Annotated in this window: 17 protein-coding genes; 8 read left to right on the top strand and 9 right to left on the bottom strand. The window is 68.3% G+C overall.

Going from position 1 to position 15,483, the window contains the following annotated elements; all coding sequences use genetic code 11:
- Nucleotides 1-131 precede the first annotated feature (131 nt).
- Nucleotides 132-923 (top strand): SDR family oxidoreductase, encoded by a 792-nt coding sequence (locus tag ACFXN1_RS35245; RefSeq protein WP_379463778.1) that lies wholly within the window; start codon nt 132-134, stop codon nt 921-923.
- Between the two features lie 297 nt (nt 924-1,220).
- Here ACFXN1_RS35245 and ACFXN1_RS35250 read toward each other — a convergent pair whose 3' ends face one another.
- Nucleotides 1,221-2,180: a MerR family transcriptional regulator gene (locus ACFXN1_RS35250; protein ID WP_379445691.1), complete on the bottom strand. Its 960-nt coding sequence runs from the start codon at nt 2,178-2,180 to the stop codon at nt 1,221-1,223.
- 137 nt (nt 2,181-2,317) lie between these two features.
- On the opposite strand from ACFXN1_RS35250, the gene acpM reads away from it, so the two are divergent.
- From acpM to ACFXN1_RS35265, 3 genes are all read left to right on the top strand, one after another.
- Entirely contained in the window at nt 2,318-2,623 is a 306-nt protein-coding gene (acpM, locus tag ACFXN1_RS35255; protein ID WP_379445692.1) for a meromycolate extension acyl carrier protein AcpM, read from the top strand.
- Nucleotides 2,624-2,666: 43 nt separating this feature from the next.
- Nucleotides 2,667-3,110: an SRPBCC domain-containing protein gene (locus tag ACFXN1_RS35260; protein ID WP_379445694.1), complete on the top strand. Its 444-nt coding sequence runs from the start codon at nt 2,667-2,669 to the stop codon at nt 3,108-3,110.
- Between the two features lie 588 nt (nt 3,111-3,698).
- A complete protein-coding gene (locus tag ACFXN1_RS35265; protein WP_379445695.1) occupies nt 3,699-4,184 on the top strand; it encodes a carboxymuconolactone decarboxylase family protein in 486 nt (161 codons plus the stop codon).
- Nucleotides 4,185-4,187: 3 nt separating this feature from the next.
- Here the strand turns inward: ACFXN1_RS35265 and ACFXN1_RS35270 are convergent, their stop codons facing one another.
- From ACFXN1_RS35270 to ACFXN1_RS35300, 7 genes are all read right to left on the bottom strand, one after another.
- A complete protein-coding gene (locus tag ACFXN1_RS35270) occupies nt 4,188-4,736 on the bottom strand; it encodes a hypothetical protein (protein ID WP_379395265.1) in 549 nt (182 codons plus the stop codon).
- Complete coding sequence (locus ACFXN1_RS35275; protein WP_379445696.1) at nt 4,733-5,854, bottom strand: hypothetical protein; 1,122 nt, start codon at nt 5,852-5,854, stop codon at nt 4,733-4,735. Before ACFXN1_RS35275 ends, ACFXN1_RS35270 begins: the two co-directional genes overlap by 4 nt.
- A gap of 29 nt (nt 5,855-5,883) precedes the next feature.
- Entirely contained in the window at nt 5,884-6,291 is a 408-nt protein-coding gene (locus ACFXN1_RS35280; RefSeq protein ID WP_379445697.1) for a FixH family protein, read from the bottom strand.
- Nucleotides 6,288-7,724, bottom strand: coding sequence for a hypothetical protein (locus tag ACFXN1_RS35285; protein ID WP_379445698.1), 1,437 nt, complete (start codon nt 7,722-7,724; stop codon nt 6,288-6,290). Before ACFXN1_RS35285 ends, ACFXN1_RS35280 begins: the two co-directional genes overlap by 4 nt.
- Nucleotides 7,725-7,854: 130 nt before the next feature.
- Nucleotides 7,855-8,268 carry a hypothetical protein gene (locus tag ACFXN1_RS35290; RefSeq protein ID WP_379445700.1) on the bottom strand — a complete coding sequence of 138 codons (414 nt, stop codon included), beginning with the start codon at nt 8,266-8,268 and terminating at the stop codon, nt 7,855-7,857.
- Nucleotides 8,269-8,456: 188 nt separating this feature from the next.
- Nucleotides 8,457-9,593, bottom strand: coding sequence for a 2Fe-2S iron-sulfur cluster-binding protein (locus tag ACFXN1_RS35295; RefSeq protein ID WP_379445701.1), 1,137 nt, complete (start codon nt 9,591-9,593; stop codon nt 8,457-8,459).
- Nucleotides 9,594-9,605: 12 nt separating this feature from the next.
- Nucleotides 9,606-11,093 carry a phytoene desaturase family protein gene (locus ACFXN1_RS35300; protein WP_379445702.1) on the bottom strand — a complete coding sequence of 496 codons (1,488 nt, stop codon included), beginning with the start codon at nt 11,091-11,093 and terminating at the stop codon, nt 9,606-9,608.
- Nucleotides 11,094-11,214: 121 nt separating this feature from the next.
- Here ACFXN1_RS35300 and ACFXN1_RS35305 point away from each other — a divergent pair, with 121 nt between their 5' ends.
- Nucleotides 11,215-11,781, top strand: coding sequence for a PadR family transcriptional regulator (locus ACFXN1_RS35305; RefSeq protein WP_379395251.1), 567 nt, complete (start codon nt 11,215-11,217; stop codon nt 11,779-11,781).
- 99 nt (nt 11,782-11,880) lie between these two features.
- Nucleotides 11,881-12,507, top strand: a complete 627-nt coding sequence (locus ACFXN1_RS35310; protein WP_379395249.1) for a TetR/AcrR family transcriptional regulator — start codon at nt 11,881-11,883, stop codon at nt 12,505-12,507.
- Nucleotides 12,508-12,510: 3 nt separating this feature from the next.
- On the opposite strand, the gene ACFXN1_RS35315 is transcribed toward ACFXN1_RS35310, so the two are convergent.
- A complete protein-coding gene (locus ACFXN1_RS35315; RefSeq protein ID WP_379445703.1) occupies nt 12,511-13,443 on the bottom strand; it encodes an alpha/beta fold hydrolase in 933 nt (310 codons plus the stop codon).
- 139 nt (nt 13,444-13,582) lie between these two features.
- On the opposite strand from ACFXN1_RS35315, the gene ACFXN1_RS35320 reads away from it, so the two are divergent.
- Nucleotides 13,583-14,407, top strand: coding sequence for an SDR family oxidoreductase (locus ACFXN1_RS35320; RefSeq protein ID WP_379463775.1), 825 nt, complete (start codon nt 13,583-13,585; stop codon nt 14,405-14,407).
- A 15-nt stretch (nt 14,408-14,422) separates the two neighbouring features.
- Complete coding sequence (locus tag ACFXN1_RS35325) at nt 14,423-15,457, top strand: phosphotransferase family protein (protein ID WP_379440513.1); 1,035 nt, start codon at nt 14,423-14,425, stop codon at nt 15,455-15,457.
- Nucleotides 15,458-15,483 lie beyond the last annotated feature (26 nt).

The following is a 15,483-nucleotide window of genomic DNA, read 5'->3' on the forward strand; positions in this document are numbered from 1 at the left end:
GGACTGCGCGCGGGTGTCTCGGGGCTTCTCTGGGTGCGCACCGTGGCGACGCCTACGTAGGGTGTTGGGGTTGTTCCGGCATCGACGAGGTGTGAGTGCATGGTGCCGGTCGGGTGATGAGAAGGGGCGCGATGACATCGCAGGCAGGGACCGCCGGACGTACCTATGTGGTTACCGGTTCGGCATCGGGAATCGGCGCGGCGACTGCTGCGCTGCTCCGTGAACGCGGTGCCAGGGTCATCGGATGCGATCTCGAAGACGCTGAGGTCCAAGCTGATCTGTCCACGCCTCGAGGTCGTCGCTCACTCGTCGACCAGGTGAGTGAGCTCGGGCCGATCGATGCGGTGCTGGCGATCGCGGGCGGCGGCAGGACCGGCATGCTGGAAACGAATTACTTCGGCGCTGTCGCGACGTTGGAGGGCCTTCGTCCGTTGCTGGCGCAAAGTCCCGCGCCGCGAGCGGTGGCTGTGTCGTCGACATCGTCGCTGGCACCTGCGGACGAACGCATCATGCAGGCATGCCTCGACGGCGACGAGGCTGCTGCCGTCGCGTATCTGGCCAACAATCCGGCTGCCGGTGGCGCGACCGCTGGTTACGGAGTTGCCAAGCGTGCCTTGAACCGCTGGGTGCGCAATGTCGCTCCGAGCGCCGAGTGGGCCGGAGTTGGCATAGCGCTCAATGCCGTTGCCTCGGGTGTCGTCGACACTCCGGCCGCAGCATGGATCTTCGCCGATGACAACGTGCGCAAGGCAGTCGAAACTGCAGCGCCACAACCCTTCGGCGGGTTCCCAGGCCGTCCGGAATGGGTTGCCGAGCTCATCTGCTGGCTTGCCGGTGAGGAAAACCGTTTCGTAACCGGTCAGGTCATCTTCGCTGACGGTGGGTCGGAAGCAGCGGCGCTCGGCGACCACCACTGGCGGTAGTCCACACCTTCCGACCTGGTCCGCACGGCAACAGCTGGACAACCTGCACTCGGCATTCCCGCGCACTGCCAGCGGTCGGTCAGCCGCCCGAGATGACGTCTGCCCGTTGACCTTCCGTAGCCACACCTGGCACCCCGGGGGCACCCATGACCCTACGACCGCCCCGAGCACCCCGGCAATCACCATAGGGATCTTTCGAGGGCCCGCGTCGGCCGGTTCGATCGGCGCGTCAGCGATATGAGAGTGGGCAGCCAGGTATGACGCATGGCGTCGGTGATGTGGATCAGCGTGGTGAATTCATGGGAGTGAACGCTGGTTGGGTGCCTGTGCGTCGGCGAGGTCGGTGGAGTGAGCCAGCGCGTTGTACAGCCAGTCGTGGGCTCGTCCGATAGTGACGCGAGGTCCGAAGAACCGTTCTGTCAGAGCCCAGTAACGGTGAATCCGGTGGTCGGCATCGGTTGCGTCGATCAGCAACTGCTCGCGGAAGCGCGGGGAATCACGTTCCCCTCGTGCCTCGGCATGGGCGTTGACGAATCGGTCGAGTTCGGTGCCGGCGTGCGGCCGAACGCCTTCCGCTACGAGTGGCACCACGTCCACTATTACGTTGCCCATGTTGATGTACAGCGCTCGAGGGTCGCGGATCAGCTCCGGTCGATTCCGCCAGTACTGCTGTCGCACAGCACTGTTCATGTCGGGGTCGGCCACGAGAGCGGCCAATTCGGCATACGCGACAACCTCGTCGACGGACGGATCAGCAGGTGGCTCCGGGACATTCCAGCACACCCACGTGTCGCTGTCGCACCGCGGTATCGGTGCGAGAATGCGCCGCCAGAATCGTACGAGGCATTCGTGCACCGCACCCCCGTCCTGCGCGGCGGCCAGCAACGCGAGTCGCTCGGCCCGCTGCACCGGGGCAACCGTCTCCATGGCCCGCAGTGACGCCCGCCGCCATGCCAGCGCCCGGAATTCGATATCGAGCCGGGCACTTTCGGCGGCGATGGCCTCTGCCATCGACCGCTCTTCCTGCAGCACGCCGGTGATCGAGTCCAGCCCGAGGCCGAGCGCGCGCAACCGCCGCACCAGCAGCAGTCGTTCGGTGGCGCTGTCGGAGTCGAACATCCGATGCCCGCCTGCGCTGCGCTGGGATTCCAGAATGCCTTCGTCGCAGTAGAACCGGATCGTTCGCACCGGAAGCCCGGTGCTGCGCGCCAACTCCCCGATGCTCACCAGCGCACCGGATTGTGTGTCGTCCGTCACAACCTGTTGAACCTCCACCCCACTGGAGCTTTTAGCGTACTGGGCACTCCCGTTCGACCCCGACAGCGGAAACCGAAGCGGTCGTGGAGGACGAGTGGAGTACTACGCATATGTCGTCACACCGAGGAGAGTGTTTCGTGGCTACCACGCAGGAAGAAATCGTCGCCGGCATCGCGGAGATCGTCGAGGAGGTGACGGGTATCGAGGCCGCCGAGGTCGCGATCGAGAAGTCTTTCGTCGACGACCTGGACATCGACTCGTTGTCACTGGTGGAGATCGCTGTACAGCTGGAGGACAAGTACAGCGTGAAGGTCCCCGACGAGGATCTTGCGAGCCTGAGAACCGTCGGCGACGCCGTTGCCTATGTCCAGAAGATGGAGGCCGAGAAGCCGCAGCTCGCTGCGGAAATGGAAGCGAAATACAAGGAAGGCCAGGCGAATTGAGCAGCCTGGAGGCCTCCTCGCCTGTCGTCGCGGTGGTGAGCCGGTGATTGCTGATCCACAGTTGAATCCCGCCGCAGTCGAGCTCGGCAGCTTCTTTCGACAGCCACCGGACGCGGTATGGCGCGCGTTGACGGAGCCGGATCTGCTGGAGCGGTGGCTGCTTCGACCGACCGGGTTCGCTGCCTCGGCTGGAACCCACTTCCGATTCACCATCGCGGACTCATCGCCCAACGAGATCATTTGCGAGGTGCTGGCGGCCCGGCCGTGCGAGCAGTTGACCTACAGCTGGATATATCGGCAGGCCGAGTACCCCGCTCGATGGATCGTCGACTGGACGCTGCAGCCGCAGGGGCGTGGCACACGACTTCTGCTGACGCAGACAGGTTTCGACATCGAAGACCGCCGACAGAAGATGGTGCGCAACGCCATGGAGCGCAGCTGGAAGCGACTCGTCCTGCCGCGGCTCGGTGAGGTGATCCACCACTGAAAGTGCCCCTGGGAGTCGGGGCTGCACACCGACGCGAAGGCGAACTACTGTGCCGGTTCTATTCATATTTCGAAAGGTCCGAAACCATGTATTTCATCTCGTTGGCGTTAGGGATGTTCGGCCCACTGCTCGTGCCCACTGGAAGCTCGAACTGTTGGATGGACAGCACCGCTCCCGCGTGCTGGCCCCACTAGATTGATTCTCGAGACTGGGTGGGCGGAATTGCCGCCCACCCAGCCGCACTCCAGAAGCACGGGAGCGCATCCGAATGCGCTGCACTGCAATATATTTCGCCTGTCGCGGCATCGGGTGTTTCTGCGGGCGAGGAGTATTCGGAACCGCGTGCGTCCGAGTGCTGGAGGCGATCAGTCGTGGGTGAGGTCCAGTCTGTCGAGCAGGCCGGTCAATCCGCTGTGGACGATGTCGTCATCGCCTCTGTCCAAGCCATAGGTCACTACGTGCCATGGCCCGAGCCGGTCGTCTGCCGCAGCTGGGACATGTGGCCTGGGTCATAGCGGGGCGATGTCACAAATCCGGGGTGGCCGGCACCTCATGGTCGTCCCACTGACGATGAAGGAGATGGACGCTATGAGTGCTCGGCTCGATATGTTCGCGAATGAGGTCGGTGCGAAGTTCGCCAAGCGGTTTGCGAATGCCAGTCTGGTGATCACGCAGTCGGAGGTGCCGAAAACGACTCAGGAGCTGGTGAGCTTGCGGGCCAGTCAGATCAATGGGTGTGGCTTTTGTACCGATGCGCACACCAAGGAGCTGGCGGCCGCGGGGGAGCCGCCGGTTCGGATCAATCTGGTGGCGACCTGGCGTGAGGCGTCGGTGTTCAGCGAGGCGGAACAGGCGGCGCTGGCCTTCGCCGAGGAGGGCACCAGGCTGGCGGATGCCCACCTCGGGGTCTCCGACGAGACCTGGGCGCAGGTTCGGAAGCACTACGACGACAACCAGACCGCGGCCCTGGTGGCGCTGGTGGCCATGATCAACGCCGCCAACCGGCTCGGTGTCATCCTGCATCAGCAGGGTGGGTCCTACGAGCCGGGCATGTTCGCCGGGGCCGCCGACTGACCGTCAGACGGGCTGCGGGGCTGTGACCGGGCGGCGGCTGCGGCGCCAGGCGTAGGCGAGGAAGGCGATCAGGCCGATCAGCGGAATCGTGCTGACGGCCCAGCTCACACCCAGTGGGGGACCGGGCTGCTGGAGAACCGGGAGGTTCGCCAGATCGCCTTCACCGCGGCCCTGGGGGCCGTCGATGACGAAGTGGAAGGTCCACGCGCCCTGCTCATCCAGGGAGCGCACGTCCAGGCCCCAGACGTCGCGCTTGCGCGGGTGCCGCGACAGCGGTTCGGCGCGTCGCACCTTGCCGTTGGGCTGGTACTCGGTGAGCGTGCCGGTCTTGTCCTCGATGCCGCCGTCGGGGATGAAGGTGAAGTCCAGCGATTGCATTGCGCGCAAAGGCCATTCGCTGAACCCCACGGTCAGCGAGTAGGGCCCGGCCTGCACGTGCTCGGTGTGCACGATATTGACGGGCTGATACGCCGACGCCGTCGCGGCGGTGCCGGCGGTCAGCCCGAGAATCGCGAGAATCGTTGCGGCGGTGGCGAGTAGACGGTTGATCATGCGCTGACCTTCTCGGACGGGGCGGACAGCCGCAGCATGTCGCCGAAGCGCCAGCCCAGGTAGCCGCCGAGCGCACCCAGCAGCGCGGCTGCGACCGTGGTGGCGATGATGACGGAGGCGTGCGAGAGGCGGGCGTCGTAGATGATCACCTGCTGCACGGGATTGAACCCGCCGATGATCGCCCCGCCGAGCCCACCGGCCAGCGCGGGCAGCAGGCGCGCCGGGCTGTCGGTGCGCCGCAGCAGCAGATCGATCACGATGCCCACCGGGATCAGGCAGAACGGAATGAGCGCCGGGGTCGCCGGAATACCCCGGATGTGTTCGCGCATGGGCAATCCCACGAAATCGGCGTAGGCGTGGGCCGCCCACGGAGCGAACCACCAGAACACGCCCTGGATCGCCGAGGAGAACACGGCGGTGACGGTCGCGCCCCACCGCTGGAATCCCGCACCCACGACCATCAGCAGAATCACCATGAACGCGGTGACCGCGACCGTCCATCGCACGGTCCCGGTGCTGAGCCGCTGCACCGCCAGCGCGGTGACGGTGCTCGAGGTCGCCAGGTGCGCCAGCGCGAACAGCGCGCCGATCCGCCCCCACCGATGGGCCCGCGCCGCCCCGAACACGATCACCGTGCCCACCGAGATCACCGTGCTGGACAGGAACAGCCCGATGTGCGGCGGCGAGTCGATGATCGCGTCGAATCCGTAGAGGCTGTGCCACCACAGATCCCACAGTCCGTACAGCAGGAACGACGCTGCGCCCAGCGCCGCCACCATGTACCCGAGCGGCGCGGTGAACGTCCGCCCGAACACGCTGATGCCGGGCCCGCCCAGCTCACCGTCCACCCGCCGCCCCGCCCGGCCCGCAGCCGAGGTGACGAGAATGACCGTGAGACCGGTGAATCCGGCGATCGCCGCACTGGCGTAGATGAACAGGTGCGGCAGCGTGAAGAAGGTGTCGGGCCCGACATCGGAGTGCCACTGGATGTCCCAGGTCGATCCGACGGCGAAGGTCATGCTGGCCGCGAACAGGATGGCCGCGGGCAGCCAGGGGCGGATGGTGATCGGTGCGGTCGCCTCGGCGGTGAGCCCGCGACCGTTGGCGGTGAGGTCCATGGTCTGCTCCTGATCCTCTTTCCTTCGATTCAGTTGGCCTGGACGGAGAAGGTGGCGCTGCCGGATCCCGGTGCGCCGGACACTTTCACGGCGATCTCCCACTGCCCCGGCATGGGCAGCGTCACGGTCGCCCGGTAGTGCCCGGGCGTGACGACCGCGGCGGTGCTCGGCGGGAGCGCGTGGCCCATCTGCGGCATGGCGGGCTCCACCGAGACGCGGTCCGGGGTGGCGGCGGTGCCGTGCTGGTCGGTGATGTCGAGGTCGACGGTGTTGTCGCCGGTGTGCGGCGATCCACCGGAGACGTTGAGCTGCACCTGGTAGGGCCCGGCGGCACTGCGCGGCACCGGTTTCGCGCTGCCGGACGGCCACAGCCACCAGGTCAGCAGCGCGGCCACCAGCACGACGATCGCCGCGATCAGTCCTGTGCGCCTGGTCATTGCGGAACCCCCGCTCGGACGTCGACCGTGGTCGGAATGGTCATGACGGAATAGCCGCGCTCGGCCTGCGCCCACACCAGGTATCGGCCGGGCAGCGGAAAAGTGAAGGTGAAGGCCACATTCGGGCCGTAGGCGGCGACGGTCTCGTCCGGCGGCTGGGCGCCGACGGCCGGCATCGGGGCCATGGCGTGCGCATGCGCCCAGATCGGCGCCTTCTCCGCGGACGTCCCGGCGGGCACGCCGTCCGGCAGCGGGCCGACCGCGATGAGATGGCCGATCATCCCCAGCCAGGGCTGTAGATCCGCGGCACCGCCGTAGGCCGCGTTGAGCGTGACGGGTTCGCCCGCGATCGCCTCCGTGGTCGTCAGCGTTGTCCCGCTCGGTGCGGGATCGACCGCGCCGGAACCGGATCGACCGCCGACATGCAGCGCGGACCGCAGCAACTGCACACCCCCGCCGCGCCGGGCGATCTCCGCCGCGACCGCGTAATCGCCGGACTCCCCGAGCCCCAGGCTGACCCGGTACTCCCCGGGCGCGGTGCGGACCGGATGGCGATGCCAGAACGTCCCGGACGGCCCGACCACCATGAGATGCAGCAGCGCGTCATCGGTGACCAGCAGATCGTCCACGGGCCGCCCCGTCGCCGAATCGGTCAGCGACAGCTGGACTTCCGTCGGTTGCCCGGCCGCCGCAGGCTGCGCACGCACGGTCAGATTCACCGGCGGCCGTGAATAATTCGTGGTCAGCGGCAGATCGCGTTCGGGGAACGGATTACCGATATTGCCGGACGTGGGATCGAGCAGGCTGCCTGCCGGCCGCGGCTGCGGCGCACTCGAGGACAGCACCGCCCCCGTGGTCCCGACGGTCAGCGCGGCGATGAGCGCGCCCACCGGAATCAATGTCGGCCAGCCTCTTTTCGAGAGGAGGGCGGTACCCAGCGCGACCAGTAGCAGCACACCCGCCGCGAAGAAGCCACCGTAAGCTGCCCGCTCCCACGGCGTCACCACGCGCGCGGCGACCAGTAACGGAATCCGGGCGGTCCGTTCACCGTCCGAGACCGACAGCTCCCACGGCCCGGCATGATCCACCTGCAGCGTCGTGGCATACAGCCCCGGTCGATCCGCGAGTTCGACCGTGCCCGAGGAGGTCTCGCCACCCTGATCGACCGGCGCGGCGCTGACCGTCAGCGCCCCGGCCGCCGAGCCCGCATGGCTCACCACCTCGACGCGCAGCGGTCCCGGCTCGGCCCGCCGGATTACCACCGTGAGCTCGCGCGTTCCCAGCGATTGCGCCACCGTCAGATCACCCCCGCTCGCCGCGCCATCGGCCCGGGCGTCGGGCGCGGACGCGAAATTCCACCCCAGCAGGAACGCGCAGAGCACGCCCACCACCAGGCATGCGCCGCGCAGGCGAACGATCAACGGCGGCTGCACTGTTCCGAAGCTACCGAAAAACCGCCGCCCGGAAATCCCACCCGCGGGGGATGTGTCCTCAGGGTGCGGTCAGGGTAGGGTCCCCGGGTCCGCTGGGACGGGTTGTACCGTGGCGGGAGTCGTTTTCCGGCTAGGCCAAGGCGTTCCGGAGCCAGCTGGGCCCGGCCGTCGTCGCGCCGAGCGCCTCGACCCGAGCCCGCAAACCACGATCGGCCGTCACCACGAGCACCGAACCCGCCCGGGCCCCGGCCTTTCCGGCCTCGGCCGCGACTACCTCGACAATGGCGTCGTCCCCGGAACCGTCCGCGAGTACCACCCGCAGTTCGGCCCCCGCGCTGCCGGCAGCGGCCTTGGCGGCCCCTTCGAGCACCACGACCACGTCCGTCACCCCGGGCAGCCGCTCCCGCAGCGGACCCAGCTCCCCGAGCAACCGCCGCGCCGCCCCGGCCCGATCCCGCCACCACCCGTCCGGCCGCGAACCCACCACATTGGCCGCGTCCACCACAACCACCAGCCCGGCATCCTCCACCGCCTCAGTCTCCACCGCCCGCGCCGAACCGCCGCGACCAGGTGCACAGGTCGCAAGCCGCGGCCGAGGCGGCGCTCCACGGCCCTCGGTCACCTCGGCACCCGCCGGGAAGGATTCCGTGAGTGTGAACCTGTTCCGGGGACGAGGCTCTCGGCCCGGTTCGCGCTGTTGCGCGTGGCCCGGACCGAGCTGGTGGGGAAAAGTCAGAGGTCGAGTTCGACGTCGGTGAGGGGGTAGGCGACGCAGGAGTGGGTGTAGCCGGTGGCGGGGTCGGAGAGGCGGAGTTTGGCTTCGGCGGCGGTGTGGACTTCGCCCTTCAGGACGCGGATGCGGCAGAGGCTGCATTCGCCGGAGCGGCAGGCGGCTTCGGGGCGGATGCCGTTGTCTTCGAGGGCGTCGAGGAGAGGGCGGGTGCGTGGGGTGCGGAAGGTGGTGTCGCGGACGGTGACCGTGACCTCCTCGGCGGGGTCGGCGGTGGTGGGCCAGTGCGGCTGGGCGGTCGGGTCGGTGGGAGCGCCGTTGGCTTCGAAGCGGATTCGCTTGCGGGGGTGGCCCAGGGCGGTCAGCTGCTCGAGCGCGTAGGGGTAGAGAGCCTGGGGGCCGCAGACGTAGACCATGCGATTGCCGAGGGGGCCGGTCAGGTCGGAAATGGTGTCGGCGGACAGGAATCCCGTGCGGCCCGTCCAGTCGGGGGAGGGGTCGGCGATGACATGATCGACGGTGATGCCGGGCTGGGTGGCAAAGGTGTCGAGTTCCGCGCGGAAGAGGATGTCGGAGGCGTCCCGCGAACCGTAGATCAGATGGAATTCGCGCACCGGCCCGCGGTCGGTGAGCTCGCGGATCATGCTCATGGCCGGTGCGACGCCCGAACCGCCCGCCAGGAACACCACGCGGTCACCGTGGAAGAGTGGATTGTGGTGGAAGGTCCCCATCGGCCCGGTGGTGGTGAGCACCTGGCCCGCCTCGACGGTGTCGAGGAGGAGATTGCTGATCCGGCCGCCCGGCACCCGCCGCACGGTCAGGTCGTAGAAGCCGAGCTCCGTGGGGCTGGAGGAGATGGCGAACGGCCGGCTGGTGCCGTCGAAGAAGACGTTCACGTACTGGCCCGCCAGAAATGGCGGCAGGGTCGTGCCGTCGAGGCCGCGCAGCCGGAATGTCTTGGCGGACACGGCTTCTTCGAGCACGGCGTCCACCCGCAGCAGCAGCCGCCTTGGGTGATGGGCGTCCACGGTGGCGCGGGCTTCCGCACTGTGGTCGCGGGTTTCGGGCAGTCGGGCCTCGATCTCGTCGAGAATGCTTGCCGCGCCGTCGAATCGGGTGGCGAGGGGGTGTCGTTTCACGATGTGCTCCGTTCAGGCGGCCTGGGTGCGCAGCAGGCGGCGCGCGACGCGGGCCCCGGCCTCGAGTGTGGGTTGGAATCCGCCCATGCCGGACCAGGACCCGGCGACATGCAGTCCGGGGACATGGGTTTCGCGTTCGCTGTTGCGGAACAGCCAGCCCTCGGTGGCGTCCTGGTCGTAGCCGTAGATGGACCCGCCCGGATGCCCCAGATACCGCATCATGGTCAAAGGCGTTGCCACATCGACCTCTTCGATGGCGTCGCGGATGCCCGGCGTCACCGCCTCGCACAGATCCAGCAGCGTCTCGGCGAAGGCGAACTTGGTGCGCGCGTACTCCGCCGGCGCCACGTTCTTCCAGATGTCGGCGTACTGCAACGTCATCAGGCTGACATGGGTGGTCCCCGCCGGTGCGAACCCGATGGGCGCGACATCGTAGGAGCTGACGCAGATTCCGCGGGCCGGCTCGAACGACTTCCACGCCTGGTAGGTGCGGTCGTCGTCGGTGTCCCGGTTGACGAACGTCGTGCTGGTGGTGAAGCCCAGCTCCGCGGGCGTCGCGTCCAGGCCCATGTGCAGCACGAACCCGGACACCCCGATCCGCCTGGTGGCCAGATCGTTTCGCACCGCCGCCGGCACCTCGATCCCGTCCAGCATGGCGTAGGTGGTGGGCAGCGAGGCATTCGACACCACCTCGGGCGCGGTCACCTCGGCCCCGCCCTCGAGCCGGACCCCGAGCACCCGCCCGCCCACGGTGAGAATCGCCTCGACCCCGGTATTGAACCGCACCTGCCCGCCCGCCTGCAGGAACGAGTCGAGTATCGCCGCCGACATGGCCTGCGACCCGCCGCGCACATGCCACGGTTTGAACTCGAGGTAGGCGAACAGCGTCAGCGCCAGATCCTGGAACCGCAGCTTGGACGGCGGCTGGCCGAGATAGGTCCAGTACATGGCGAGCGCGACCTTGATCCGGTCATCGTCGAAGTATTCGTCGAGCACCTGCTGCAGCGGCCGCAGCCCGTACCGGAACAGCACCGGATCGATCTGCTCGGCGGGCATCCCGCGCATGGCCGCGATCTGCCAGAACGTCACCTGCTTGATCAGCTCGAAGAACCGCGCCACCCGATCCCGGCTGCCCGGGAACTCGGCGTCGAGGACGTCGATCGCCGCATCCCAGTCGGCCGGAATCGTCACATCCAGCCGGCCCGGCACCACCGCCCGGTACAGATCGTGCTCCTGCACGAACTCCAGCCGATCCGCGATCCCCAGCTGCTGGAACAGCCCCTCGCGCAAGGAGATCGGCTGTCCTTCCACACCCACCCCGGAGAGCTGATGCAGCGCCACCTCGAACTCGAATCGCCCACGCCGGAACGAGGTTCCGCAGCCGCCGGGCACATTGTGCCGCTCCACCAGCAGCGTCCGCGCCCCCGCGCGCTGCAGCGTGGCCGCGGCGGTCAGTCCGGCATTGCCCGCGCCGATGACAATGGCGTCGTAGTCGTGCATGCCCACCTCCGATAGTCAATTAATTGAGTATGGAATTCACACCGTAGCGGCCAAAGGCTGATGTGTCTACGGGAAATTAGACAAGAAATTGAATAATCGCCGATGGTGGTAGCCTGGGCGGATGGCGCTACGCAACGCGGTTCTGGCCACCCTGCTGGAGGGAGAGGCATCGGGCTACGACCTGGCCAAGGGCTTCGACGCCTCGGTCGCCAACTTCTGGCTGGCCACCCCGCAGCAGCTCTACAAGGAGCTCGAGCGCATGGCCGCCGAGGGTCTCATCGAGACCCGCGTCGTTGAGCAGGAGCGCCGGCCCAACAAGCGCCTGCACTCCATCACCCCGGCCGGGCGGGCGGCGCTGCACGCGTTCACCGCCGAGCCCTCCAAACCGACCGCCATTCGCGACGAGATGATGGTGAAGGTCCAGGCCATGGAGGCCGAGGACGCCCCCGCGGTGCGGGCGGCCGTCGCCGAGAAACTGGAGTGGTCGAAGGCGAAACTGGCCCGCTACGAACGACTGCGCGGCCGCCTGCTGGACGGGCGCAGCGAGCAGGCCTACCTCGCCGAGGCCGACCGCATCGGCCCGTACCTGAGCCTGCTGCGCGGAATCGCCTTCGAGCAGGAGAACATTCGCTGGGCCGAGTTCGCGCTGCCGGTCATCGACCGGCGCATCGCCGCACACTCGCGGTAACCGGTCACCCGCCGTCGGGGCCGTGCCGGTTGATACGGTGTCCGCCTGGAAAGTTGTCCGCGAAACGACAGGTAGTGATCAGCGTTGGCGTCCGAATCGATGACAGGCGAGGGCGAATCCCGCCGTACCGCCCCGCCCACCCGGCGCGGTCAGCGCACGCGCAGCGCCCTAATCGCCGCCGCGCGCGAGGTCTTCGAACGCGACGGCTACCTCGACGCCAAGATCGCCGACATCTCCAAGACCGCCGGCATGGCGTCGGGCTCCTTCTACACCTACTTCGACAGCAAGGACGAGATCTTCGCGGCCCTGGTCGAACAGGTCTCGGAGGAGATGCTGCACCCGCACGTGCGCGAGCGCAGCGGGATCACCGGCACCCGCGCGCTCATCGAGGCCGCCAATCGCGACTACCTGCTGTCCTACAAGCGCAATGCCCGCCTGATGGCACTGTTCGAGCAGGTCGCCCACATCGACGAGAACTTCCGCCGCCTGCGCGTCGAGCGCGGCAAGGCGTTCGCGCAGCGCAATGCCCGGATGATCCGCGGGCTGCAGGAGTCCGGGCAGGCCAGCGCCGACCTGGATCCGATGATCACCGCGCACGCGCTCTCGGCCATGGTGAGTCGCATGGCGTACATGGTTTACGTTCAGAAGCAACGGATTCCGTTCGAGAAGCTGGTGACGACGCTGACCCAGCTGTGGGTGAACGCGCTGCAGTTGCAGCCCGAGTAGCGCTCAGCCGAGCCCGCGCGCGAAGTCGATCAGCGCGGCATTGACCTCGGCGGGCCGTTCCTGCTGAATCCAGTGCCCCGCGCCCTCGAGGACGATCGTGCCGCGCAGGTCGCTGAGCAGCGCCGACATCTTCTGCATGGGGGTGAACCGGATGACCGGATCGGTGGATCCGGCGATGAACAGCGACGGCTGGGCGATCTTCACGCCCTCCAGATGCGCCGTCCGCTCCCAGGTGCGGTCCAGATTGCGGTAGTAATTGAGCCCGCCGGTGAACCCGGTGGCGGTGAAAGTCTCGACGTAGTACTCGAATTCGGGTTCGCTGAGCCACTCCGGCAGTGACGGCTCGGGTGTGCTGGTGTCCAGGAACGTGGCGGCGCTCATGATGTCGTCCTGCAGCAGCGTGCGCCGCGGGTCCGCGGCCAGCACCGCGTCGGCGACCCCGGGTTCCTGGAACCACACCATGTAGAAGTCCGCACCCAGCCGCGCGCGCATGATCGACAGCGGCGGCCCGGACGACCGCGGGGTCGCGGGGACGCTCAGCCCCGCCACGGCCCGCACCCGCTCCGGATACTCCCGGGCCATGTGCCAGACCACCGACGCGCCCCAGTCGTGGCCGACGAAGATGGCGTCCTCCAGCCCATAGGCGTCGAGCAGCCCGGCCAGATCCCCGCATACCGTGAGCATGTCGTACTCCTCGACCCGCTCGGGCCGCGAGCTGCCGCCGTAGCCGCGCATATCCGGGGTGAGCGTCCGGAACCCGGCCTCGGCCAGCGCGAAAACCTGATGTCGCCACGAGAATCCGAGCTCGGGGAACCCGTGGCAGAACACCACCGGTGCCCCCGCGCCGTGCTCGACCACCCGCAGCTCGATGCCATTGGCCGCCACCTGCGCGCTGCCCAGCCGTTTCCACTCGTCCACCAGATGTGCTGTCCGCATCGGTTGTTCACCTCTCGCCGCCGGGCCGGTTGACGCCGGACGGGTCATGAACTTGAATCCGACGTAGGTTTCATATTCCATCAGCCGGCGCCTCCGATCCACCCGGGTCGGGTGCCGGCACGGACCGTAGGGAGCACACGTGCAGGTCGCGGGTAGGAACGCCATTGTCACCGGAGGCGGTGGCGGCATCGGTGGGGCCATCGCCGCCCGGCTGGTGCGGGCCGGGGCGCGGGTCGTCGTCGCCGACCTGAACGGCGAGGCCGCCGCGGCGGTCGCGGCGGCGCTGAACGCGGAGTTCCCGGGCGCGGCCGTGGCGGTCGGGGCCGATGTCTCCGACACTGCCCGCATCGAGGAGCTCATCGCCCGCGCCGAGGCCGAATTCGGGCCGGTCGACCTGTATTTCGCCAATGCGGGCGTGATCGGGCCGGTCGGGCTCGGGGACGAGAAGGACTGGGAGACCACCCTCGACGTCAACCTCAATGCCCACATCCGCGCGGCGCGGCTGCTGGTCCCCGGCTGGGTGGAGCGCGGCGAGGGCTACTTCGTCAGCACGGCGTCGGCGGCGGGCCTGCTGACCCAGATCGGTTCGGCCGCATACGCGGTCACCAAGCATGCGGCCGTGGGGTTCGCCGAATGGCTGTCGGTCACCTACGGCGACCAGGGCGTCCGGGTCAGCTGCCTGTGCCCGATGGGCGTGGAGACCCCGCTGCTGCGGGCGGGGGAGAACTCCGGGGACGCCATCGGCGTGGCCGCGACACGGGCGGTCACCTCGGCCGGTGCGGTGCTGACCCCCGATGCGGTGGCCGAGCTGGTCATGGCCGCGCTGGACGACGAGCGGTTCCTCATCCTGCCCCACCCGGAGGTGCTCGACATGTACCGTCGCAAAGGCGCGGACTACGACCGCTGGCTGTCGGGCATGCGGCACTATCAGGCGCGGCTGCTGGACAGCGGCGACGGCCACTGAGCATCGGGGAGACACATGAGCGACGATCAGCGGCCCGGCGAACTGCCCGGCCTCGATCTCGAGCGACTCGCGGTGTGGCTGGCCGACACTCGGCCGGGCCTGGTGACCGGTCCGCTGCGCGGCCGGTTGATCGCGGGCGGGAAGTCCAATCTCACCTATGAGATCAGTGACGGCGAGTCGGCGTGGATCCTGCGGCGGCCGCCGCTGGGGCACGTGCTCGCCACCGCACACGACATGGCCCGCGAGTACCGGGTGATCACCGCGCTCGCGGACACCGGAGTGCCGGTGCCCGCCACCTACGCGCTGTGCCAGGACGACGACATCATCGGTGCACCTTTCTATGTCATGGAACGGATCGTCGGCACGCCCTACCGGACCGCGGCCGAACTGGCGCCGCTCGGCGCCGACCGGACCCGGGTCATCGCCACCGGCCTCATCGACACCCTGGCGGCCCTGCACACCGTCGACCCGGGCGCGGTCGGGCTGGCGGACTTCGGGCGGCCGGACGGATTCCTGGAGCGGCAGGTGCGGCGCTGGAAGAAGCAGCTCGACGCCTCCTACAGCCGGGACCTGCCCGCCGCGGTCGAACTACACGATCTGCTGGCGAAGAACCTGCCCGCGCAATCGGCAACGGGCATCGTGCACGGCGACTACCGGCTCGACAATGTGCTCGTCGACGCCGAGGACCGGGTCGCGGCCGTGATCGACTGGGAGATGGCCACACTCGGCGATCCGCTCACCGATATCGGCCTGCTGCTGGTCTATCAGCGGATGAGCGACAGCGTCATGCCCGGGGTCAGCGATGTCGCGCTCGCGCCCGGCTATCCGGTCGAATCCGAAGTGCTGGAACGCTATTCGACGGGTACGGGCCGCGATGTGTCCGAGATCGGGTTCTATATCGCGCTGGCGTCGTTCAAGCTGGCCGTGATCAGCGAGGGCATCCACTTCCGTCACATTCACGGCCAGACCGTGGGACCCGGCTTCGAGCACATGGGCGAGGCGGTCGAGCCGCTGCTGGCCGCAGGGTTGTCCGCGCTGCGCACGCCGTAGGGGCGAAACCCGCAGCGCTGCCGGGG

The sequence above is a fragment of the Nocardia sp. NPDC059154 genome, from assembly GCF_042755705.1.
Taxonomy (GTDB): domain Bacteria; phylum Actinomycetota; class Actinomycetes; order Mycobacteriales; family Mycobacteriaceae; genus Nocardia.